This is a genomic window from Psychromonas sp. SA13A, assembly GCF_011378715.1.
Lineage (GTDB): Bacteria > Pseudomonadota > Gammaproteobacteria > Enterobacterales > Psychromonadaceae > Psychromonas.
Window position 1 is genome coordinate 19,452 of the sequence record NZ_WTKU01000018.1, and the last position, 23,971, is coordinate 43,422.

Annotated in this window: 25 protein-coding genes; 12 read left to right on the plus strand and 13 right to left on the minus strand. The window is 36.5% G+C overall.

Annotation, left to right across the window (positions count from 1 at the left end):
* Positions 1–87: 87 nt before the first annotated feature.
* Complete coding sequence (locus GQR44_RS14440) at positions 88–642, plus strand: sugar O-acetyltransferase (protein WP_166372453.1); 555 nt, start codon at positions 88–90, stop codon at positions 640–642.
* Positions 643–774: 132 nt separating this feature from the next.
* Here the strand turns inward: GQR44_RS14440 and GQR44_RS14445 are convergent, their stop codons facing one another.
* Positions 775–981, minus strand: coding sequence for a hypothetical protein (locus GQR44_RS14445; RefSeq protein WP_166372454.1), 207 nt, complete (start codon positions 979–981; stop codon positions 775–777).
* A 427-nt stretch (positions 982–1,408) separates the two neighbouring features.
* Positions 1,409–2,281, minus strand: coding sequence for a carboxylate/amino acid/amine transporter (locus tag GQR44_RS14450; RefSeq protein ID WP_166372455.1), 873 nt, complete (start codon positions 2,279–2,281; stop codon positions 1,409–1,411).
* A gap of 110 nt (positions 2,282–2,391) precedes the next feature.
* Between GQR44_RS14450 and GQR44_RS14455 the strand changes: the two genes are divergently transcribed.
* The gene (locus GQR44_RS14455; protein ID WP_166372456.1) at positions 2,392–3,384 is read left to right on the plus strand and encodes an alpha/beta fold hydrolase; all 993 of its coding nucleotides are present in this window, start codon (positions 2,392–2,394) and stop codon (positions 3,382–3,384) included.
* Positions 3,385–3,462: 78 nt separating this feature from the next.
* Here the strand turns inward: GQR44_RS14455 and GQR44_RS14460 are convergent, their stop codons facing one another.
* Positions 3,463–4,734, minus strand: coding sequence for an aminotransferase class I/II-fold pyridoxal phosphate-dependent enzyme (locus GQR44_RS14460; protein WP_166372457.1), 1,272 nt, complete (start codon positions 4,732–4,734; stop codon positions 3,463–3,465).
* Positions 4,735–5,289: 555 nt separating this feature from the next.
* Positions 5,290–6,030, minus strand: a complete 741-nt coding sequence (locus tag GQR44_RS14465; protein ID WP_166372458.1) for a siderophore-interacting protein — start codon at positions 6,028–6,030, stop codon at positions 5,290–5,292.
* 92 nt (positions 6,031–6,122) lie between these two features.
* Here GQR44_RS14465 and GQR44_RS14470 point away from each other — a divergent pair, with 92 nt between their 5' ends.
* Positions 6,123–6,554, plus strand: a complete 432-nt coding sequence (locus tag GQR44_RS14470; protein WP_166372459.1) for a MarR family transcriptional regulator — start codon at positions 6,123–6,125, stop codon at positions 6,552–6,554.
* A gap of 138 nt (positions 6,555–6,692) precedes the next feature.
* On the opposite strand, the gene GQR44_RS14475 is transcribed toward GQR44_RS14470, so the two are convergent.
* Positions 6,693–6,989: an HlyU family transcriptional regulator gene (locus GQR44_RS14475; protein WP_166372460.1), complete on the minus strand. Its 297-nt coding sequence runs from the start codon at positions 6,987–6,989 to the stop codon at positions 6,693–6,695.
* 495 nt (positions 6,990–7,484) lie between these two features.
* The gene (locus GQR44_RS14480) at positions 7,485–8,867 is read right to left on the minus strand and encodes a sodium-dependent transporter (protein ID WP_166372461.1); all 1,383 of its coding nucleotides are present in this window, start codon (positions 8,865–8,867) and stop codon (positions 7,485–7,487) included.
* 613 nt (positions 8,868–9,480) lie between these two features.
* Between GQR44_RS14480 and GQR44_RS14485 the strand changes: the two genes are divergently transcribed.
* Both GQR44_RS14485 and pncB read left to right on the plus strand, forming a co-directional pair.
* Positions 9,481–10,125: an isochorismatase family protein gene (locus tag GQR44_RS14485; protein ID WP_166372462.1), complete on the plus strand. Its 645-nt coding sequence runs from the start codon at positions 9,481–9,483 to the stop codon at positions 10,123–10,125.
* Positions 10,125–11,345 (plus strand): nicotinate phosphoribosyltransferase, encoded by a 1,221-nt coding sequence (gene pncB, locus GQR44_RS14490; protein WP_166372463.1) that lies wholly within the window; start codon positions 10,125–10,127, stop codon positions 11,343–11,345. The genes GQR44_RS14485 and pncB overlap by 1 nt, the downstream gene beginning before the upstream one ends.
* Before the next feature lie 119 nt (positions 11,346–11,464).
* Here the strand turns inward: pncB and GQR44_RS14495 are convergent, their stop codons facing one another.
* Both GQR44_RS14495 and GQR44_RS14500 read right to left on the minus strand, forming a co-directional pair.
* Positions 11,465–13,270, minus strand: coding sequence for a DUF3413 domain-containing protein (locus tag GQR44_RS14495; RefSeq protein WP_166372464.1), 1,806 nt, complete (start codon positions 13,268–13,270; stop codon positions 11,465–11,467).
* A 5-nt stretch (positions 13,271–13,275) separates the two neighbouring features.
* Positions 13,276–13,500: a DUF1414 domain-containing protein gene (locus GQR44_RS14500; RefSeq protein ID WP_028867137.1), complete on the minus strand. Its 225-nt coding sequence runs from the start codon at positions 13,498–13,500 to the stop codon at positions 13,276–13,278.
* A 263-nt stretch (positions 13,501–13,763) separates the two neighbouring features.
* Here GQR44_RS14500 and yejK point away from each other — a divergent pair, with 263 nt between their 5' ends.
* The 6 genes from yejK to GQR44_RS14530 all read left to right on the plus strand — a co-directional run bounded on the left by yejK (position 13,764) and on the right by GQR44_RS14530 (position 19,480).
* A complete protein-coding gene (gene yejK / locus GQR44_RS14505; protein ID WP_166372465.1) occupies positions 13,764–14,840 on the plus strand; it encodes a nucleoid-associated protein YejK in 1,077 nt (358 codons plus the stop codon).
* 33 nt (positions 14,841–14,873) lie between these two features.
* Entirely contained in the window at positions 14,874–15,740 is an 867-nt protein-coding gene (locus GQR44_RS14510; protein ID WP_166372466.1) for a 6-carboxytetrahydropterin synthase, read from the plus strand.
* A gap of 84 nt (positions 15,741–15,824) precedes the next feature.
* The gene (locus GQR44_RS14515) at positions 15,825–16,172 is read left to right on the plus strand and encodes an HIT domain-containing protein (RefSeq protein ID WP_166372467.1); all 348 of its coding nucleotides are present in this window, start codon (positions 15,825–15,827) and stop codon (positions 16,170–16,172) included.
* Positions 16,173–16,357: 185 nt separating this feature from the next.
* Entirely contained in the window at positions 16,358–16,957 is a 600-nt protein-coding gene (locus GQR44_RS14520; protein WP_166372468.1) for a penicillin-binding protein activator LpoB, read from the plus strand.
* Between the two features lie 177 nt (positions 16,958–17,134).
* Entirely contained in the window at positions 17,135–18,379 is a 1,245-nt protein-coding gene (locus GQR44_RS14525; RefSeq protein WP_166372469.1) for a hypothetical protein, read from the plus strand.
* Positions 18,380–18,472: 93 nt separating this feature from the next.
* On the plus strand, positions 18,473–19,480 hold the full coding sequence (locus GQR44_RS14530; RefSeq protein WP_166372470.1) for an LPP20 family lipoprotein: 1,008 nt from the start codon (positions 18,473–18,475) through the stop codon (positions 19,478–19,480).
* On the opposite strand, the gene GQR44_RS14535 is transcribed toward GQR44_RS14530, so the two are convergent.
* Entirely contained in the window at positions 19,434–20,408 is a 975-nt protein-coding gene (locus GQR44_RS14535) for a 2-dehydropantoate 2-reductase (RefSeq protein WP_166372471.1), read from the minus strand. The genes GQR44_RS14530 and GQR44_RS14535 overlap by 47 nt on opposite strands.
* Positions 20,409–20,651: 243 nt before the next feature.
* Here GQR44_RS14535 and GQR44_RS14540 point away from each other — a divergent pair, with 243 nt between their 5' ends.
* On the plus strand, positions 20,652–21,134 hold the full coding sequence (locus GQR44_RS14540) for a YajQ family cyclic di-GMP-binding protein (protein WP_166372472.1): 483 nt from the start codon (positions 20,652–20,654) through the stop codon (positions 21,132–21,134).
* 252 nt (positions 21,135–21,386) lie between these two features.
* Here GQR44_RS14540 and GQR44_RS14545 read toward each other — a convergent pair whose 3' ends face one another.
* The 4 genes from GQR44_RS14545 to GQR44_RS14560 are packed head-to-tail and all read right to left on the minus strand — an operon-like array spanning position 21,387 to position 23,971.
* Positions 21,387–21,773 (minus strand): PilZ domain-containing protein, encoded by a 387-nt coding sequence (locus GQR44_RS14545; protein ID WP_166372473.1) that lies wholly within the window; start codon positions 21,771–21,773, stop codon positions 21,387–21,389.
* 21 nt (positions 21,774–21,794) lie between these two features.
* Positions 21,795–22,457: a M15 family metallopeptidase gene (locus tag GQR44_RS14550; RefSeq protein WP_240923664.1), complete on the minus strand. Its 663-nt coding sequence runs from the start codon at positions 22,455–22,457 to the stop codon at positions 21,795–21,797.
* A gap of 20 nt (positions 22,458–22,477) precedes the next feature.
* Entirely contained in the window at positions 22,478–23,611 is a 1,134-nt protein-coding gene (dapE, locus tag GQR44_RS14555) for a succinyl-diaminopimelate desuccinylase (protein ID WP_166372475.1), read from the minus strand.
* A gap of 9 nt (positions 23,612–23,620) precedes the next feature.
* The gene (locus GQR44_RS14560; RefSeq protein ID WP_166372476.1) at positions 23,621–23,971 is read right to left on the minus strand and encodes an ArsC family reductase; all 351 of its coding nucleotides are present in this window, start codon (positions 23,969–23,971) and stop codon (positions 23,621–23,623) included.

Here is a 23,971-nt window from a genome sequence, read left to right on the forward strand (position 1 = left end):
AGTTTATTAAACAAATCTAGGGAATGTATAAATAAGTTTCTGCATAAGTATTAGATAATACGTTTCGAACATAAGTTGGACATTAAAATGAATGAATTAGATAAAATGCTGGCGGGTGAAGTTTATGACCCTAGTGATCATAACTTGTCACAAATTCGTGCCAATGTGAGGGAGGTTACCGCTAAATATAATGCGACTAATCGAGACCAAAAAGCAGAAAGAGAAAAACTGCTGAAAGGGTTATTTGGACGTACGGGTATAAACATTGCTATAGAGCCACATTTTAATTGTGATTATGGTCAAAACATCAAAGTGGGTGAAAATTTTTATGCTAATTTTGCCTGTGTGATATTGGATTGTGCGGAAGTTATTATTGGTGACAATTGCATGCTTGGACCACAAGTCGGTATTTATACTGCTTGTCATCCTATTGACCCTATCGAGCGAGTAAGTGGAATCGAGTTTGCTAAGCCAATAAGAATTGGTGATAACTGCTGGATAGGCGGACACGCGACAATAAATCCAGGTGTAACATTAGGTCATAATGTAGTGGTTGCTTCAGGAGCTGTAGTAACAAAGTCTTTTCCTGACAATGTTGTGATTGGCGGTAATCCCGCTAAAGTAATCAAAACAATACCGTGAGTTTTACCCATTAGCAAAACAAGGTGTCGCTGAGTTGACACCTGATCGTTATTTTTTGAGATAGCTATTCTGATTGTTGACGTTGTTATTTTGAGTAGGTTATTTTGAGCAGGTATTCCGATTCAGACGCTGTTATTTTGCAGATTTAACGACCCTTGCTTTTTTCTCTGCTCGCTTAATATTAAATACGCCAATGATCCCCGTAAAAAACAGTAGAATCGCAACAGGTAAAAACAAAGAAGGTGATTTATGTTGTAGTGAAGTGAGCGTTTCTGCCACGGTACAAAATAACCCTGTGATCACTAAAACCAAATAAAACAACTTCATATTATTATTCATATCAAAACCTTTGTTATGCTTTAAACATTCAATCTAATGCAAAACTCGTCTTTTAAAGCAGCTCGTTTTTTAGAGCAACTAATATTTTAAAACAGTGAGTTACAAGCATTATTTTTTGCAAAGGAGTGTACTAAAGAAAGTTATCATAGATCAATATATTAACCTGTAAAGAGATAGATATATGATATGTATTTGATTTAAATGAAGGTTGTAGAGTAATAGCTGAATAATGTGGTTCATTAATAGGCAAAATGCGTTTGAATTACATGCAGCTGTTTGGTCTATGCAATAAACATTTTCAAATTTTCATCTATTAACTTCATCTAGTTATGAGAGTGGGCATGAAAAATGAGGTGTTGGACTATTTTTATAGTGAGCATTTATAAAATAGTCCGTGAGATGGTTAACCCTTTCTATTCTTTTTTAGTTATTCTACGTTAGGCTTATGAATTTTCTGATTAAATTTATCATTGACTACCAACGCTAATAAGATAATGCCAGCACCTATGGATAATCTTAAAATATCAGCATCTCGGTTCCAAAATAACACATTGACAATAATGCCTGCTGGAATTAATAAATTATTAGCCACCGCTAATGTACCGATATTAACCATCGTTGCCCCTTTGTTCCAAGCAAAGTAACCTATTCCAGAAGCGACGATACCTAAGTAAAACAAAATTGACCATTGTAGGGTGGTTGTCGGTAATTTATCGGGATCGCCAAGTACTAAATAACAAGGGATCACGACGGTTAATGCGCCAATGAAAAACCATCCAAAGACTGTACGTTGTGGCAAATCTTCACGCTCTTTTGCAATAATACGTTTGTAGCCAACTTGCCCCGTTGCAAAACATAAATTGGCACCTTGCACTATTAATAACCCTTTCAAGAATCCTTGATCAATACCCTCATAACGAATAGCAATCGCGCCAATAACCGCTAATAATGCGCTAATAATAAAACCGACATTGAATCTTCGATCTAATAAGTCATTCAGCAGCGTAATATAAATTGGGGTCATTACGGTAAACAGTAAAACTTCCGGGACTGAAAGGTATAAAAAAGATTGATAATAGAAGCCATACATAATGCCGAGTTGGAATGCACCGCAGACCATCAATTGTAACGCGACTTTTATGCTGATTTGTTGTAGTTTTAAAAACGGTAAAAAGACTATTGTCGCTAACGCAACTCGCATTAGCACTGAAAACCATGCATCGACTTGTCCGGCTAGGTAAACGCCTATTAAACTAAAAGAAAAAGCCCATAAAAAGGTGACGGCAATAAGTATTGGCATGAATAACAATTCCATTTGAATATAATGTCGGCTAGTTTACTGATTTCTGTGATCAGGGTAAATCTGTTTATGTATATCGCTTTTATTGTGAAAATATATGGGTAAAAAAATTGAGTCAATTTAAACCAGCCAAAGGGCTTAGCAATCAGCATTTACAATCTATTTTGTCCAGCACTGGGCCGAGAAAGCTATTAGAGAAACGACGTGCTTCTGTATTATTAAAAACGGCTGAACGACATGTGCTCACAACACCTCAAGGTGTAAAACTACTGGGCTTTCTAACAAAAAGTCATACTAAGGTTGCTAGCAAAGGCCTCGCCATTATTTTACATGGGTGGGAAGGGTGCTCAGAGTCTTTATATGTACTCTCCAATGGTCAAAAATTATTAAATGATGGTTATGATGTTTTCCGTTTAAATTTTCGCGATCATGGCGGTACGCAGTCCCTCAATAAAGATTTGTTTAATTCAACACGTTTGCAAGAAGTAGTGGAAGCTGTTAAATATCTCTGCGAGCGATTTGGAGGGGGGCATAATGTTTTGTGTGGTTATTCGCTTGGCGGTAATTTTTGTTTACGCGTGGCTAATATCGCTAAGGTTGAACATATTAATTTGCACCAAGCCATTGCCATTTGCCCATTATTACATCCTACAACAACGATGCAAAAGCTGAATACGGGTTTTCCTGTGTATGAGCAATATTTTGTAAAAAGATGGAAAAATTCATTATTCAAAAAATTACAACATCACGATCATTTTGATTACGGCGATAAGTTAAAAAAATTAAAAACATTGGATCAAATGAATGAGTTTTTTGTATTAGGTTATACGCCATTTAAGAGTCTTCAAGCATATTTCGATGCTTATTCAATATTGGGTGAGAGTCTTAGTCAATTGGCGATTGCGACAACCATTATTGCTGCGGCAGATGATCCTATGATCCCTGCTGATCAATTGGATGAATTATTTAGCTCGCCTTGGTTAACCATAGAGTTGCAAGAGAAAGGGGGGCATTGTGCTTTTATTAAGAATTGGCGACTAGAAAGTTGGGCAAGTGACCGAGTTTCTGAGCTTGTAAAACAACAACAAGAAGCGATTGAGTAATTGCTTGAGCTAAATAATCACCACCTTAATGAAGGTGATGATTATTTTTATACTGTCTGGGTATTGGCTAATTAATGCTTAAACACTCGCTAATGCTTGTTCTACATCAGCAATGATATCAACAATGTTTTCAATCCCTACTGAAATACGGATTAATTCCTCACTCACACCTGCCGCTTTTAGCTCATTGGCATTAAGTTGACGGTGAGTGGTGGATGCAGGATGACAAGCGAGGGATTTTGCATCGCCGATATTCACAAGACGTAAAATCATTTGTAGTGCATCAATAAATTTACCGCCAGCTTCAGCGCCACCTTTAATGCCAAAACTTAATACACCGGAAGCTTTACCGCCACAAATCTTTTGACAAGTTTGGTAATAAGCACTGCTTTCAAGTGCGGCGTAATTAACCCAAGCGACTTTTTCATGGTTACTTAAATAAGTGGCAAGTTTCTCTGCATTTTCACAATGTCTCTCCATACGTAAACACAACGTTTCTAGCCCCTGCATAATTTGGAATGAGTTCATCGGTGAGATAGCAGCGCCTGTATTACGTAAAGGTACTACGCGGCAACGACCTATAAAAGCAGCTGGTCCAAAGGCTTCAGTGTAAACCACATCATGATAAGAAGGATCTGGCTCATTTAATACGGCAAAACGTTGTTTGTTAGCAACCCAGTCAAATTTGCCTGAATCGACGATTGCACCACCAATGGAGGTACCATGGCCGCCAATATATTTAGTCAGAGAATGCACTACAATATCCGCACCAAACTCAAAAGGGCGACAAAGCACTGGTGTTGCTACTGTATTATCAACAATTAATGGTAATCCATGGCGATGCGCTATATCGGCTAGCTTTTGCAAATCAACAATATTACCGGCCGGATTACCGATTGATTCACAGAAGATAGCTCGCGTATTTTCATCAATTGCATCTTCAAACCCTTGAAAGTCATCATAAGAAACCATTCTGGTTTCAATGCCTTGTTTAGGTAATGAATGAGCAAATAGATTGTAAGTCCCACCGTAAAGTTGACTGGTACTGATGATATTGGTGCCAACTTCACAGATACATTGAATAGCATAAGTAATGGCTGACATGCCGGATGCGACTGCTAGTGCCGCGATACCGCCTTCCATTGCAGCTACACGCTTTTCTAATACATCGGTCGTTGGGTTCATTATGCGCGTATAGATATTCCCAGGTACTTTTAAATCAAATAGATCAGCACCGTGTTGGGTATTATCAAAAGTATAAGAAGTGGTTTGATAGATAGGCACAGCAGCTGCTCTAGTGGTCGCTTCTGATTCATAACCATGGTGTAACGCAAGTGATTCTAATTTCATAAATACCCCAAATAATGATTAATAACATTTAACTCATATTGCAGTAAATTGTACTCAATAAGTAATTTAACTCTTTGATTAACAGAAATTTTTATTGTTAAACTTTTTGTATCTGAATAGTGACGAGTACATCGGCTAACTTATATGAACAACAATAAACGCAATTTGAGTGAAACAGAGATAACATATTAATCGCTACTAGTGATGTTGCAATTAAAGGCAGTCGTTTCTGTAAGCTATAGCAAGTTTTGATCATTTAGCATGCAGGATAATTTATGCAGATATGCACTATTCAATGAGAATTGTTTCCCGATGGCAAAAAAGATCTAAGAACAACAGCCTTTATAAATTGTGATTTAAAGGCGTGCTTGTTCTTTAATACTAAATTCTTAATGTTAAATAATGAAAGCATAATGAAAGCATAATGAAAGCTAAATAAGTCATTGTAAACGGAAAATTATATCTATGACCGGTAGTCAAAAATACTAAACTATTGTTATTTAGCTCATTAACATTTTAATTTAATCAAATTGTCTCCGGTGAACTCGCCTTTTATTATAGTGGATTATTACGCTTTTCTGCTCCAAAACGATCAGCATTAACCCCTTTTTTCCAATAGCCCACGGCAAAGATATTTAAGCGATCAAAACCTATCTCTTCTTGTAAAACAGGACGTAGCGCGCGGATACTACTGGCTTCTAATCCTAGGAATACATGACTATCTTTTGCCATATTCTTAGCTGCCTCGAGTACCGTTTCTTCTAATGTTATTGTGGCTTCATCCTCAATAAACCAGTGTGTGTTAAGGGAATCATCATAATCCATTTTTATAATGTCTTTACGATTAGGCACTGCGATAATGGCTTTAATATCGGCTTCTTTTTTGAACTTTGGAATATATCCATTTAATGCATTCATCGAGGTTAAGTCACCCACAAGTAAATAACTGTGGTGATCATAATTTGTTATCTTCATTGGTCCTGGGCCTGCAATACCAACGCTATCACCTATTTTCGCATTTTGGGCCCAGTCAGTCGCTGGACCTTGATGACGATTAATGACAAAGTCTAAAGATAGTTCATTTTTTTCTTGGTCAAATAGTCGAATCGTATATGAACGCATGACGACTTCATCTTCTTTTTCTATTACAATTTTGACATAGGAACCTTCTTGGTCAATCGGAAAATCGTTAAGGCTATCACCTGTGACAACAATGCGACGTAAATGCGGTGAAAGGTCAATCACCTGTGAAACATGCGTTAATCGCTTATTCTTATTTGGCTTTTTAGGTTGCATAGGGTTTTCCTTGAATTAAACTACTTTAGTTGATAAAGTCTACTATAATGTATTTAAGTTGACAATGTCAACTAACTTTAAAGGTGCCCTCTATGAAAAATGACTTTAGTTCAGATGCTGTTTTCAATATCGTTCATTGCTATCGTCTAGCGATGCGTTCAGAACTGAAAGCTAATGAAATTGGGTTGAATTCGATGCATGTAAAATGTTTATCTTTTATTAAAAAAAATGAATCCTGTACCGCGCACGATATTGTGTGTTTTTTTGACAAAGATAAATCACAAATAGCGCGATTGATTAAAGAAATGATTGAGCATAAATGGATCACTAAAACAGCAAATCCCGAAGATAAACGTAGCTTGATCCTGTCACTGACAAAAGATGGAAAAGTGCTAGCTACGCAACTTTATGAGGCACAAGCAAAAATCAAACAGCAGATGCTACAAGGGTTATCTCAGGAAGAACTGCGCGTGTTTAATAAAGTGAGTGAGACAATGACAAATAATTTGAAATTATTTAAGTGATGATAACGAGGAGCTCATTTAATAAAATAAGCTCCTCAATAAAACAAGATCTTAATTAAAAAGGTGCGATGAAATTCTTTTATAATTTACATTCAACATTCAACATTCAAATTTTAATTTTCAATGTGAAGAAATAAGTTAATTGAATAGGGAGTCTGCCAATTGATCAACGGTCATTTTTGCTTTTCTAATGGTGATCTCAATACATTCGTCACGACTACCTACTAAATCAGAGCGTATAAATTGATGCGTTTGTAATGTTTCATCTTCACCCTTAGTGATCGTCGCTGCTACTCGAAATTGTCCGCCCTCTGCTATGGGGGCAGGCGTAATAATAAAGCCATTATAGGTTACGCTTGCAGCCTCTTCGGCTGTTGTTGTTGCTTCTGAAGTGTTGCTTGAAAAAAGTGAAGTGATACTTGATAAAAATCCCATTATATATTTTCCTTAAATTCTTTCATGTTGCATCATTGCTTGTATTTATGTTTGAAATAATTGATAGATTAACTGAATAATCTTCATATATAGCAGTGTTCTACTCGTTTATTTGAAGTGCATTATTTATCAAAAAACTAAACACCTCTCTGTAATACTAACTCTATTAAGTGCGTGATTAAATATTGCGTCAAACATTTATTCTGCTTGCAAAATTGATAATCCAGAAGTGATGATCTTCAATGTTGAATTCGCTAACCAAGCTTGATCAGTTATTTAGTGGAATTGTCATAATACAATGTTGAATCCGCCATGCATTTTAACTTAAAGTGTTAAGACCATCGCCTGTAGTGATAAAGTATCAAAATAAGTAAGCGTTCCAATATTCTATTTCGAGAGCAAAAAAAAGCAACTCAAGGAGTTGCTTATATTCTGTTATACATGATAAGCACAACAATCAGTATATTGTGCTTATTTTACGCAATAAGCTTATGTTTAAAATAAACCGATAGCATTGGCAAATACTAATAAAATACCGATTGGTGCTACAAAACGTAGTAACAATAATACAATCGAGAAAGCTGTATCTGACATTTGGAACTCTTCTTTCAAAATTTCTGGCTTGATCACCCAGCCAGCAAAAATTGAGATAAAGATACCACCAAGCGGTAATAGAATATTCGCCGTGATGTAATCTAAGAACTCAAAAATGTCTCCGCCCATACCGAATGATAGTTTTGTCCATTCTGCGCCTGCAAATGAGTAAATAGTTAATAGACTTAAAAGCCAAACTGTTACACCAGCAATGATAGCCGCTTTAGTACGACTCATGTTTTGACGTTCAGCTAAGTAAGCAGTAGGGGATTCAAGTAAAGCTATTACAGAAGTAAAGGCTGCAAATACAATCATGATAAAGAATAGTGTGCCTACTAAATCACCAAATGGCATTGAACCAAACGCAAGTGGAAGCGATTGGAATAATAAACCAGGTCCTGCACTTGGCTCTAAACCATTAGCAAATACGATTGGGTAAATAGCTAAGCCTGCAATTAATGCAACAACCGTATCGGCAATCGCGATAGTAATAGATGTTTTTACAATTGATACACCTTTTGGCAGGTACGCACCATAAATCATCATAATACCCATTGCTAAGCTTAGAGTGAAAAAGGCGTGGCCTAATGCAACTAATGCACCTTCAATAGTAAGCTGAGAAAAGTCTATATGGAACATAAAGCTAAATGCAGATGCAAAATCACCGACGACAGCGGAGTAAAGCATAATGCCCACTAATAGTAGTAATAAAGATGGCATTAAGTAAGTAATGGCTGTTTCTAAACCATTTTTTACACCTTTTGAAATTACATAAACAGCGGCAATAAGTGTTAATGAAGACCAAACAAGCAGTTGTGAAACACTAGTAATTAAGTCAGTAAATAAAGCGCCAATTACGTCTGCATTAGTTGCAGGTACTGCAGCCGCAGAACTGAACTCGCCTGAGCCAGCAAAAAATACGTAAGCTGCTGCCCAACCTGCAATTACTGCGTAAAAACTAAGTATTAAGAAACCCGCTAATACACCTATAGTGCCAATGATTGACCAATGAGAGGAATGACCTGATTCGGTAGCAACATGCGCTATAGCATTCGCTGGTGTTGAACGACCACGTTTACCGATCACTACTTCAGCCATCATCACAGGTATACCGATTAAAAAGATACATAGAAGGTATACAAAAACGAATGCACCACCACCATTTTCACCCATGATGTAGGGGAATTTCCAAATATTACCAAGTCCAACTGCAGCACCGGTTGCAGCTAAAACGTACGCGTATCGACTTGACCATCGATTGGAGACATGTGTATCAGTGTTCATTTAAATCCTTGAGATGTAATTAAAATAGATATTTTTATAGCAGAAACGTATTAAAACATAATTTAAGCGAATAATTGCCTAAGAATAATAAAAGTTCGGGCTATAGGCTACATAAACCATCATAAAAATTAATTTATGTTATTGAAAGCATACTCAGCTCAATAAAATGGCACGCAACTCAGTGAAATGAGCAATACCTTAGCATTGCTGTGGTTTATAGAAATTGATATTGCACAGAATAATCGACTTTTAAGGTGTTGCAAACAATATTCTATATATCAGGTTTAAAGCTGACTCGAATCTTTTAAATCATAATTATTGGTGTTTTGTAAATAAAAAATAGTTTAATGATCATAGCTATAGCATGACACTGTATTTCCACTACCTTGCCAGTCATTGTGTACAGGAGTAAACTAAATGCTTTTTTAATCTTAATCTCTCAAGCTGTTCTTCTGTGTAAATTTAATAGATCAAATACGCCAAGATTTTAAATTAATACCTTAACAACAGAGGTTTCAATTAAAAGTTGTGACTAAAAGCTGTCATTTGATGAAGCATTACAGTTACTCGGCTCGTACACTGTTAAACATCAAAAAATAAATAGGAGTATTTAATGATCAAAATTGTAAAAACGAAAACGGCCAGTTTTGATATCGACCCTCAATGTGGTTTTACTCCTTTGTGTCCCGATGAGTTACCGATAGTTGAAGGGGATTTAATTGCACCAGAGTTAAATGCTCAAGCTAAGTTTGCTGACTATCGATTAGTTAGTAAAGATTGCCATCCTGCTCAGGCACCTTGGATCGCGGAATCTGCTGATCAAGTGATGACGCCGGTGGAGGGGGATTACCCTAGTTTAGATATTAAATGGCCAGCGCATTGCGTGGTTGGTACAAAAGGAAATAGTTTAATACCTGGATTACCTAATGAAACTGAGTACGATTTATTAGTTAAAAAAGGTGAGCAGCCTTTTAAACACCCCTATGGTGCTTGTTATCAAGACCTTGCTGAAACTGAAAGCACTGGTGCAATTGAATGGTTGCAACAACAAGGGGTTGAAGTGGTTATTGTTGGGGGGCTTGCGACTGATTATTGTGTTAAAACATCGGTGTTACAGTTATGTAGGGCTGGATTTAAAGTGATTGTTAATTTAGCGGCTTGCCGTGGGGTTGACCGTGAATCGACAAAAATAGCCTGTACAACAATGCAAATGGCAGGTGCAACACTGATTAATAATAGTCAGGAACTGGAGTTGTAATGAGTAATACAAAAATAGATCGTTGGTTGATTAATAGCTTAATGGATATTGATTTTTATAAAATAACCATGTTGCAGGCTTTTTATCATGCAGCGGAGTTCCGTCTAGTTAATGTGCAGTGGAAATTTGCATGTAGAAATAAGGAAGGCTTAGATTTAACGCCTTTGATTCCAGAAATTCAAAAGCAACTAGAGCATATTTGTACGCTATCTTTTACAGACGAAGAATTAGATTATCTAGCGAAGCTGTCTTTTATTAAACCTGATTACATTGAATTCCTACGTATTTTTAAATTAAATATGAAATTCATCCATCTACATTCAGACGGTGAAAATATTAATTTACGTTTTGATGGTCCTTTATTACACGTCAGTTTATTTGAAATTTATGCCTTATCCATTATCAGTGAATTACACACTTATATTAATTGTGGTGGTTTCGATCTATTTATCGCTCGTGAAAAATTAGCTTCAAAAATTGCGCTGCTTAAAGCCGAAGGTGATTTAAGTGGTTTTAGTTTTATAGATTTTGGAACTCGGCGTCGAGCCAGTAAAGATTGGCAAGAAGAAGTATTAACAACCTTGAAAGCTGAATTACCAGATTCCTTTGTCGGAACAAGTAGTGTTCATTTTGCAAGAACGCTGGGTTTACCCGCGCTCGGTACCATGGCTCACGAATGGTTCCAGAGTTGGCAAGCAGTAACCCGCTTGGCGGATGCGCAAACTGCAGCATTAGAAGGTTGGGTAAGAGAATACAGAGGACGACTTGGTACTGCATTAACAGATTGTTATTCGATGGATTCTTTTATTCGCGACTTTGACGATCCGTATTTTGGTAAATTGTATGATGGCCTTCGTCACGATAGTGGTTGTCCCTTTATATGGGGAGAAAAAGCCATTGCTCTGTATCGAAGTATGGACATTGAACCACTAAATAAAACACTGGTATTTAGTGACTCTTTAGACTTTCCTCGTATGATCGAAATATGGAAACGATTCAGAGGACGTATTAAAGTCACATTTGGTATTGGTACGAATTTAATGAACGATGTAGGCAACACACCATTAAGTATTGTGATTAAAATGATCACGGTTAATGGCAAACCGGTTGCTAAAATTTCTGATGAGCCTGGTAAAAGTATGTGTGAAGATCTCGGTTATTTGCAATATCTCGCCAGTCAATATGGGATTGATCCTAGTACGGTAAAAATATCTAAATAGCTTTTTACTTCTTTCAATAGCATTAATTTAATAAAAAAGGGCTTAACGCTATTACTTTAAGTAGTAGCATTGAGCCCTTTTTTGTTGTCATAATGTTAGTTGCAGTGTCAGTCGTAGTGTTAATTAAAGCGACGTAATTTCGATAGCACGTCAATCAGTAAGGTAATATCAAATTCATTTTCATTACCCGCTTTACCAACACCTTCACCTTGCCAGTCAATACTATCAATATCGCCATTTCCTGAGAATTGCGTGATTTTATCTGTTTCATAAATAATATAATTATCTATATCGCCAGATAAAACATACTGCCGTACATTGTTATCTAATAAATGTTGGCCACTACTGTAAGAATTTGCAGGGTTTGTCACTGCAAAAATATCTTGCATTAACGTCGGTATAATATCCACATGGCTTGTCATTCTATAAATGTTTTTAGGTGTTTTATCAGGCCAAATAATGACTAATGGTACATGTGAACCATTAATTAACTCATCATTTGTATTTTGACCTTTAAATGATTGTCCGTGAGTTCCAGTGATAACAATAATAGTATTTTGGTATTGTTTTTGTTCTTTTAAAGTTTCTATTAAACGTTGTATCTGGTTATCGATAGTTGCAACCTGAGACTGATATAGAGACAAATTTTCACTTTGTTCCGGAATTGTTCTGTGCGTAGCTTGAGAAAATAAATGGTCATTTTTTTGTTCTAAGTAGACATAACTAAACCAAGGTTTATCCAACTGTTGAGTTGCTGCCCATTTTACCCATTGTTGCACTACTTGAATGTTATTTTCTGCTTTTGAGTAATAGACATCAGGTATCGTTTTTAACTGACTAAAACTGCTTTGTAAAAACTCTGGGTGTACAAATCCAATACTTGAAAACAGTCCAATAGGGCGTTGTTGTGCCACCACTTCGTTCATTAAAATTGGTGCGATATGGTTTTCTGTAACAGCATTCCAATAACTATTGGGTAGTCCATAAAACAAACTAAATACACCTTGTCGACTATTATTAGCGCCACTAAAATGATTTTTAAAATTCATACCTTGTTCGCTTAAAGCTTCTAAATTAGGCATATTATTAAGGTTTAACATGTCAGCACGCAAAGACTCTACATTAATGATCAACACGTTATTGTTGGCATTTATTGTTGGTTTTTGTGCATAGCTTAACGGCGTGAGTGGATAATTAAGTTGTTGTTGATTGGTTCCTGCTTGACCCAGACTATTTTTTTGTAATTTGTCTTCATTTAACCAACCCTGTTTAGTCAAAAAAGTGCGTGCAGTCATCGGGTAGGATAACGGATAAAGTGACTTTTGATGGGTGATTGGTCGGTATTGCGTGGCATCAGCCCAAATAAAAACAAGATGTGTGAGCACAAAAGCCGCGAATAAAAACAGGGCGATAGGCTTGCCGATGTGTTTAGACTGAATTTTTCGTACTTTTTTCCATAATAAAAAGGAAAAAAGCAGTTCCAATGAGAATGTGATTGGTATTGAAATATAGTGAAGGTTGATTGAATAAATAGCTTCAACTTGTTCCGGTTTTTGTAAAAATTGCCAAATAAGTGGATTTAGATGGAAATCATAAAGCCGAAAAATTTGGGTGTCAATAATCAAAAAAGTGATCGCAGTGGTTGCGATCACAATAGAAATTATTCGATAGGTCAAATTATGGGAAATTAAAAAAGCTAACGGAAATAACAGAATGCCGAAGACCATCGCCCCAAGGAAACTGAAATGGCCAACTAAGCTTAAGAATTGATAAAAAATGCCTAAGCTTGAATCAGCTAACCCTGAATAGGCGATATAACGCAGGCTAATTAAAGAGATGGCAACAATATTGAAAAATGTAAACCAGTGAGCCCAAGCTACTTGCTTGGCTACGTTATCGTGGAATTTATGACCCGTTTCTACCATTGTTATTATTTATCTTTCAAATTAATAGAAGCACTTAATGCTTTTACAAATTTGTCGCTAATGGCTTTACGTTGAGATGTTGGTACTTGGCTATTAATAACATGTGTAATGCTATTTCCGAGAATCATTAGACTCAAATCAACGGACACATCATTGTCGTGTAAAACCTCCATTACCTGGTCAAGAATAGTTTCGATTTTTTGGCTAGAGTATTTCGATTGAATTGGCATAATAAACTTCTAATTAAGGGATAATAATTGCGATATGATACCGCACTCATATTATTATACCAATCACTTAAAGACTGGAATTTTAAAGTTGATCGGATAATTAACCAAACATAATATCCTCTTTAGCGTATCTGTCTGTTAATTATGAAAGTGAATCCGAACCTAGATTCGCACAATAAGCTTCGATTTGCTGTTTTAAGATCCGCCGTGGTGTGTATAATTTACCAATTAAGTTCACTTGCTTCAATAAGGTCTCTCTATCTATGAACGTTTCTGCTACTAACATCATTTTACATTCGCTTAGTTACAATAGCGAAGGGGTTTTAAATTGTAAAATGCGCGAAGGTGAATTACCTATTTCCCCTTCTATTGAGCAACTGGTGATGGACTTACACCGTGGTTATCAAAGTAAATCTAATAAAGCATTTGCTTATTTCGCTGCTGAAGCTGACAAGCCACAAGTATTTCATCGCGCCTTGAAAGAAGAGTTATCGGGTGAATTAGACTTTGTTAGCTTTTCACAACAAGCAGCAACGTGTTTGGTTGATGAATTAAAAGAGCATGACTTTGCAGAAGAGGGTGTGTTGTTGATTACTAAGTATAGTTGGACAACTAGTGACTATTTATTGGTGGCGTTATTACAAAATAACCAATCGATTAGCGTCAACGAAAACTTAGAACTACAAGTTAGTCAGCATATTGAAACGAGTAAAATTCAACTTGTGGCCAGAATTGACCTCACTTTATTAGCTCGCGATCCAGAAGCTAATCGTTACATATCATTTATTAAAGGGCGAGTGGGTAGAAAAGTATCCGATTTCTTTTTAGACTTTATGGGCGCAAAAGAAGGATTTGATGCAAAAGCACAAAACCAAGGTTTGTTAAAAGCGGTCGATGAATTTTGTGAAAAACAAGCTTTACCTACAGAACAAAAACAAACAGTACGTGAAGTCACTTCAAATTATTGTAAAGAGCAATTAAAAGAAGGCGAAGATATTGACCTGTCGAGTTTATCCGAAGAGTTTAAAAGCGCTTCTAGCCTTGAAGGTAGTTTTTATGATTTTGTCACTGAGGATTATCAACTAGAAGAGAACTTTCCTGCTGATCGAACATTAATGAGAAAGCTAACCAAGTACACTGGCCAAGGCGGCGGTATGAACATCAGCTTCGACCAAAAACATTTAGGTACTTCAATCAGCTATGATGAAGCTTCAGATACATTGACTATCCAAGGTATTCCACCAAATCTTCGTGAACAACTTAAACGCGATGCGTTAATCGAGACTGATAGTAAAACTGAGTCTGCACAAATATCTGACGATGACAAAGCGCCTTTTTAAGGTTGACTGTTAATTTAAAAAAGTGATTAAAGCATGAAATTATTTGTACGAGATTTAACGGTCATCGATTCTACCTATCTAGATCACAGACGTGGTTTTGTTGGCGAAAGCTATCAAGTAGACGTCGTACTAGATGGACAATTAAACGAACAATCTATGTTATTAGATTTTTCACTAGTTAAAAAACAAATCAAAGCAATTATTGACGCGGAAGTAGATCATAAGTTACTGGTGCCACAGTCTGCTGATTATTGTTCTGTATCGATTCAAGCTGATCGCACTCAAGTAGATTATATACTTGAAGATCATAGTGTTATTCAGCTAAAAAGCCCGCACCAAGCTTATTGCTTGTTAGATGCTGAAAGCATAACCATTCCGTTATTAGAGGCATATTTAGAGCAAGTATTATTAGTTAAGTTACCTAAAAATATAACCGGATTATCCATTACGTTACGTTCAGAAGTAATTTCAACACCTTATTATCATTATACGCATGGATTAAAAAAGCACGATGGTAATTGCCAACGTATTGCCCATGGGCATCGTTCAAAAATTGATATTTATATTAATGGTCAATATAGTGAACTATGGGTTAAAAAATGGGCCCAACGTTGGTCTGATATTTATTTAGCAAGCGACGAAGATTTATTAGACTCTACGTTACTATCTTTTACGCCTTCAGAGTCAACGGTGCCAATGCATTGTTCTGCTTATCATTCTGCACAGGGGTATTTTGAGTTGTTGATGCCTGCAAGTCGCTGTGAAGTACTCAATAATGACACAACGGTTGAAGAGTTAGCCCGCTTTATATGCGAAACTATCAAACAAGAAGAAGGGCAAAACAATGTCATTGTTTATGCTTATGAAGGGATCGGTAAAGGTGCGATTGCCGAGTTGTAATCGTTCACCTGTTTAATTGTATGGTACGGCAAATATTTAACTGCCGTTAAGAAATTAATTCAATACTCGCTTTAAGGATTTAAGATGGCCGAAGAAACTATATTTAGAAAAATTATCGATAAAGATATTCCGTCTGATACGTTATATCAAGATCAATATGTGACTGCGTTTCGCGATATTTCTCCACAGGCTCCTATACATATTTTGATCATTCCTAATAAATTGATCGCAACTGCAAATGATATCGAAATAGAAGATGAGTTTCTTATTGGTAAAATGTATACCGTTGCAAAACAATTGGCGAAGCAAGAGGGGATTGCTGAATCAGGTTATCGTTTAATTATGAATTGTAATGCTGATGGTGGACAGGAAGTGTACCATATTCACTTACACTTGTTAGGTGGCAAAGCTCTGGGAAAATTGGTGAGCTAAAATAGATTAGCTTACTCTTAGCCTTTTGTACTCGCTTTTAATGGGGAGCATAGAAGCCAAAGCAGCTCATTATACTGTTACAGATAGATAATCTAATTACATTACTGTAAATAGATAATTTTTTATGTCATGGTTAACAAATATTTACAGTTATCTTCAATCATTCTTTTTAGGTGGAATTTACGATGAAAAAACAATCTAGTTTTTGGTTAGCAATAATGGCAAGTTTGATTTTATCAGCTTGTTCAACATCGGTTGAGCGCTTAGATGCACAACAACAAATTGATTTAAGTGGTGCATGGAATGATACTGATTCACAGTTAGTTGCACGTGAAATGATCGAAGACTCTTTATCCCGCGCTTGGATTTCTAAATTTGTTAAGAGTGAAGGTAAAGATCCTGCGGTGATCGTCGGGCGTGTAAAAAACTTAAGTCATGAGCATATCAACACTAATACGTTTATTGCTAACATGGAGCGTGAGTTAATCAATTCAGGTGAAGTACAATTTGTAGCAAGTTCTGCTAATCGTCAAGAAATTCGTGATGAACGAGCGGATCAAGACTTAAATGCTTCTGAAGCAACACGTAAAGAAATGGGCCAAGAATATGGTGCTGACTTTATGATGCAAGGTCAAATCAATACGATTATCGATGTTGATGGCAGTACTCAAGTTCGTTTCTATCAAGTTAATCTAGAGTTGATCAGCATTAAAGATAACCGTAAAGTGTGGATTGGTGAGAAGAAAATCAAAAAGCTGGTTAAAAACAGCAAACTACGCGGTTAAGCATATTCAATCGACATTCATATACCCGTTACATATTCAACTTTTTAGCTAGGAACTGTGCATATTTAACTTTGTTCATTTCAGAGTTTGAATCTTGCTTATTTTATAGTTTGAATATAGCGGGTATATCTAATTAAGCTCTGCTTAGCGCTTATTTAATTTGAAAGTGGTCTCTTTATGCACAAAATAATGTTTGTTCTTTTATGCTTATTATCGGGCTGCGCAGCTCAACATAACAATATTAAACTGGCTAACCAACTTCAACAAGAACCCCCAGAAAAGATCCTCTCGATACTTAGTGAGACAGAGCCTGATCAATCAGATTTTGCTCAGTACTATTTGAATCTAGGTTATTTACAGCTACTTTCCGGTGAGTTTGAACTATCAATCGATTCTTTATTAAAAGCAAAAAATGAAATGCTTTCATTGCAAGCAACCTCTATTTCGGAGAATGTTGCTGCGGGCACTGTTAATGAAACGTTCAGGCGTTACAGCGGTTATCCTACTGATCGTGTAATGGTGCATAACATGTTGGCATTGGGTTACTTATTTAACAACAGCATCGATGATGCACGTGTTGAAATGTTACAAGCAGATGTAGCAATGAAAAAGCTGGCTGAAAATGATCAATTGAATGGTCAATTAGCCAGTACTCATTTGTTGTCTGCAATTATCTATGAGTTGTTGGATGAACGTTCTAATGCATTTATTAGTTACCAATTAGCAGAAAAAATACTCAAGGAACGTAACATAAGCTTACCTAAAGGATTGAAATTAGGCCTATTGCGCATGAGTGATAAAATGGGCAATGACACTCAATACCAATATTACAGTCAACAATATCCAGCACTGAGTAAACAAAAACAAATAAAGCAGAAAAAGCACCAAGTCTTCGGTCTTTATTTTGACGGGGTAGTTTCAAATAAGGTGCAACAAAGTCTCGCGGTTCCTAGTTTTAATGGGAAGCAAATTGTCAGAGTTTCAATGCCAACTTACGCAAGTATTCAGCGCAGAACTCAGCACAACCAAATTAATGATGATAAGCAGCAAATCAACAGTGAAGTAGTAGAAAATGTAGATAAGCTAGTACGAGAAGATTTAGATAAAGAATATCCCTCCATTTTATTGTTAACCACGACGCGTGCTATTTCTAAATATCAATTGGTTAAGGAAGCACAGGATAAAGATCCAATCTTGGGGCTATTAGCAAACTTAGCGACGATATTTAGTGAGGTAGCGGATTTGAGAAGTTGGAATATGTTACCTGCAACCATACAGTTTAGTTATCTAGAAACAGATGCTGATAATATTGTTGTATCAACCAATCATCAAGGGGATAGTGTAGTGGAATTAGCTGCTCCAAATCAGCATGTCATTTTAAGTACAGGATTATCCGATAAAGTGTTCCATTATGAGCAATGATTAAAATACATAATAAAGAATACATTGCAGCTCGTAGAATAGAATCAAATTTTTATTCATACGTTTTTACCGATTAAATTTTATGGAGTTTTTATGAACAAAATAACCTTCTCGTTACCTATTTTATTATCAATATTGTTAATTTCTGCTTGTTCATCATCGAGTGATATCGAACAAGATAAAAAGAAACGACCAGATTGGATTGACCATGCGCAGACAACTTATCCTAGTAATGTCTATTTAACGGCTGTGGGACAGGCATCGAGTAGAACACTTGCAGGTAAAAATGCGGTTGCTAATTTAGTTGAAATATTTTCCGTTAATGTTAAAGCTGAAACACATACATTGACCGAGGCAATCAAAAATGAAAGCGCTTTAGGTGTCACCATGGAGAGTTCGAGCAGCTTACAACGTAATATTGCGACGAAGACAAATCAAGCCATTGCAGGCGTTGAAATAAAAGAGACTTGGTTGAGCCAAAGTGGTGAATATTATGCGTTAGCTGTGCTACATAAAATTAGTGCCGCGCAAAACCTGACAGAAACAATTATGGAAGCGGATCAAGAGGCTCTCAAGCTGATAGAGTATAGTCAAAACACCGCACCTAATTCTATTTTAGCTGTTAACGCATTACGTAATGCGAGAGATCTGCAAGTTTCTCGAAAAATGGCTGATTTACAGTTAGCCTATATTAGAGGACGCGGCATTCCTAATGAAGTTTCTAGTCAAGACATTGAACAGTTAATACGTAATAACTTAGCTTCTTTAGAAGTTAGTGTTGCCGAAGATAGCGAGACAGATATCAGTTTATTACAAGCAGGACTATCAACATTGGGTGTGAAAGTTGTTGATACGTCAGCTTTACAATTATCAAGCTCGATTGATGTGACTAAGCCAACGCGTCTTGAACAGTGGTACTGGCTACGTGGCAGTTATGAACTGAGTTTTTCAGAAAATGGTAAAGTGATGAGTCGTAAACGTTGGCCGATTAAAGTTTCTGCGCAGCAACCAGAGTTATTGCAGTTGCGTTTAAGAGATAAGTTAAACGAGAATATTAATACTTACCTTCAGCAATTGCTGAGTGATTCTCCAACACTTTAACTTTATTGTATAACTCAAGTAAAAGAGGCACCTCAATGTTATGTTGTTGTGCCTTTTTTATTAAATAACCATTAATAAATTCGATTTCAGTGGGGCGATGATAAAAAATATCTCGATTCATTGATGAAAAGTTTTTTGCTGTAGCTAGGATCACTTGATCTATATTTTGCTGTAAAGCGAGTAATTCAAAATCAATATGCTCTGCTTCTGCAATGGCAAAAATTTCTGAAATTAAAGGTTGAATAACGACAGCATATTCAGGTGATTGCAATTGTCCATTTTGTATTTGGTGAATTGCCGTGAGGGGGTTAATAACAGCATTGATGACCAGCTTTAGCCAACATTTTTTTACAATGTCTTCACTCCAATATACTTCTGGCATTGCCTGTTGCAGTGGCTCAATAACGGGCTTTAAAAAATGATGTAATTGTGTTGGTGATTCTTTATCTTCCTCTGTCAGTTCCTCCATTTCAGCTGAATCTATAAAAGCGCCTAGGTAAGTAGGGCCCATACCCGTGTGCATAACATCCAATGGCGCATTAACTAAACTTGCATTTGCTGTAGTCGCACAAATGATTGGATTGTCGGGGAAGTGTTTCCGTACTTGTTCTGCACAACCGTAGCCATTATGCATTAGAATAAGTTTTTGTTTTATATCTATATATTGTTGCTGTGCTAATAAAGCAGAGACAACGTGCTGTGCTTTGACACAAACCAGAATAGTACTGTTTTTTTGCTCTGTGCTTGTATTTAATACCTTTTGGCTTACAGAAATAGTGAGTAAACTTTGCTGACCAGATAAATTGGTAAACTGTAAGATAGATTTGGTGGTTTTTGACCTACATACAAGGTGACAAACACTGCCTGACTGTTGTAATTTTGCCAGCCATAAACAGCCAATTGCACCTGCACCAATAATTTGAATCATACTTGTCCCTTACCTCTATCATGTCATTATTTTATGCTTACTTTATCTTATTATACCCGTTACTAATCAGCCTTGTACAAAACTCAATAGTTGATTAAAAAATGATTCAGAGAGTACCTTTAAGTCTAAGAGATGATATCAACCTAAGAGATACCTAACAAAGTCCAGTAGGGAGATAGATGCTAGCGAGGTTTTCTGGTAAATTTACTGTTAATTATTTTAATTCTTTATTAAGGAACAAAAATGCCTTCATTTGATATCGTTTCAGAAGTTGATTTAGTGGAAGTTAAAAATGCCGTCGATAATACCAGTCGCGAACTCGGTACTCGTTTCGATTTTCGTGGTGTAAAAGCATCTATAACGCTAAATAAAGAAGTTGTGAAATTAGAAGCTGAAGCGGAAATGCAAATTAATTCATTACGCGACATGTTACGTGCTAATTTAGTTAAGCGTAATGTAGACACGCGTGCTATGGATCCTGAAAAATGTGACCAATCGGGTAAATTTTGGTCTCAAACGGTTAAGTTTAAAGTAGGGGTTGACCAACCTACTGCAAAGAAACTAGTTAAATTAATTAAAGACAGTAAAATTAAAGTGCAAGTCTCTATCCAAGGTGAACAACTTCGTGTTACGGGTAAAAAACGTGATGATTTGCAACAAGCAATGCGTTTGGTAAAAGAGTGTGACCTAGGAATGGGCTTTCAATTTAATAACTTTAAAGACTAACTTTTATTGATTAAGCAGTAAATTAAGCAATTTAATGGTGTTTAGTTTACTGCTTTGAACTTATACCCTCTTACTCTTATGCTTTTCAATTTGATCCTCTGCCTTTATTTCTTAAGTGCAAGTCGATGAAAAGTTAAGTATGAATGGGCAACTAGGCTAAACATTCATATTAGCTACTCATACTAAACATTCATCATTACTAACTTATTAAGAATAAATCATTAACCGTCTCTTTTACAGATAGAGAATAGATTAACTCTCAGCAATATGCATTTCAATCAACTGTTCGAATTCCCTGTGCATTTCATCATGATCGCCTATATTAAGCTCAATCAATCGCTTTAAATGTGACATTGTTTCTAACTCAATTTTAGTAAAGTGAATACCTAATAGTTGATCTTGTTGATGACTTACTGTGCCGTTTAGCAGCAGTTGTACGTCAGATCCTTGAAGCGTCAGACTAACCTGAACCTGTTGTTGATTTACATCGGGTGAAAGGGCAGTAACAGCCACTAATGCACCATTAAGTGAGATATCTACCAGTGAAGCATCAAAGTCATGTGTAGCAATCTTTTGATCAAAAATGAGTGAGCAATGACATTGGAAGTTTATACGCGAAAATTTACGACGTTCAGACATGATTATTCCTTTAGTGGATACTTACCGTGTGTTTATATTACAAATATATTGTTTATATATGGTAGGCAACTCTTGCTGAATTAGCGATTCACCTTGAATAGAATATTGCTTTAAGGTGTTGGAAATAAGATCTAAATCCAGTTGTGATAAAAAATCATCGGCCAATGGAAAGTAACTGATATGCCAAGGCTCTTGTGCAACACCTCCTTGGTCATGCTGATAAGGCCGATAAAAACCAAATTGTTCAATATTATTACCCAGCCATTCGGTTAGCTCTGAGAAGTAACCACCGTTTAAATATTCACTTTTTTGCAGTTGTAAAGATTGTTCAGCGGGTAATAAAGTGGGGTCGTAAACATCTATATCCGTACCCCAATGGTGACGACTGGCAGAAGGTAGTGCGGACCAATGTAAGATTTTGTATAATTTGTCTATTTCACTGATCTTATCACTTTGTATGGCAACTTCATGTTCATCTAAAATAGGAGTGAGGCCTGCATACTTTTTATTCCAAATAAGTAACTGACGCTCAAAACTACGAAACGCGCTGGCAATATGTAATGTAAACCCATCACGTTTCGCCGCCTGTTGGAGCGCAGAAAAATCAGCAATGACTTGTTTGTGCAGTAATCGGTTAGGTGCGAACTCTACAAGATGAGTTTGTACCTGTCCGGTTAACTGCATTGGTGTCATTGACCTTGAGATCATGCTAATAAATTTTTCAAGGTGAGTTTAAAAATATCTACAAGCTCATCAAGTTGTTGCACATTGGTTGATTCATTAACTTTATGAATAGTGGCATTAATAGGCCCTAACTCAACAACTTGTGCACCTGTCGGCGCAATAAAGCGTGCGTCAGATGTTCCACCACTGGTTGATAGTTCAGTGGTGATACCGTTGGTTGCTAAAATAGCTTGTGCAACTGCATCGGTTAACGATCCTGGTTCAGTGATGAAAGGTTGTCCGTTATAGGTCCAGTGTATTTCGTACTCAAATTCTGCTTTATTAAGGATCTTTTCTACTTTCTCTGTGATCATATCCGCTGTTAACTCTGTTGAGTAGCGGAAGTTACACTGCACAACTGCATCACCTGGTACAACATTGCTGGCACCTGTGCCGGAGTTGAAATTAGTGATTTGAAAGCTAGTCGCAGGGAAGTATTGATTACCTTTATCCCATTCTGTTTGTACTAATTCAGTTAAGGTTGGCGTCGCAAGGTGAATTGGATTATTAACTAGGTGTGGGTAAGCAACATGCCCCTGCGTACCTTTGAAGGTAATATCTGCCGTTAACGAACCACGTCGACCATTTTTTATTATATCGCCAACATGATTGGTGCTTGAAGGCTCGCCAACGATGCAGTAATCAATTTTTTCATTTCTTGCTTCTAATACATCAATAACACGCGTTGTCCCGTTGATAAACGGACCTTCTTCATCACTGGTGATAAGCAATGCAATAGAACCTTTATGGTCTTGATGTTCTTCAATGAAAGCTTCAAGTCCTAACATAAAGCAGGCAATACCACTTTTCATGTCGGCAGCACCACGGCCATATAACATACCATCGATGATAGTTGGTTCAAATGGAGGTGTTGCCCATTTACTTTCCGGACCTGTTGGTACTACATCAGTATGTCCTGCAAAACAAAATAAAGGAGCTTCAGTTCCTCTTCTCGCCCATAGATTTAACGTATCTTCAAATTCCATGGTTTCACAGACAAAACCAAGTTTTTCAAGACGTGCGATTAATAAGTCTTGGCATCCTGCATCTTCAGGTGTGACTGAACGACGGCTGATTAAATCCTGTAACAGGCTTACCACTGGGGAATGAGTCATTGTATTTCCTTATACAGCAAAAAATTGTTGATAGTTCTTAGCATTAAAGCCGACTATAGCCACATTATTGTGGAGCACTAATGGACGTTTAATCAATGTTGGAGATTCAATAAAATAGGGACTAATGGTCTCGGCATTTAACGATTCTTTTTGTTGTTCGGTTAACACTCGGTAACTAGTACTGCGCTTATTGAGCAATTGATCCCAACTTGCTAGTTGATAAAATTTTTTTAGTAATTGGTTATCTAAACCATCTTTACGATAATCATGGAAAGTAAACGAGATATTATTTTCATTAAGCCATTTTTGGGCTTTTTTAATCGTATCGCAATTTGGGATACCGTACATTATTGTATTCAT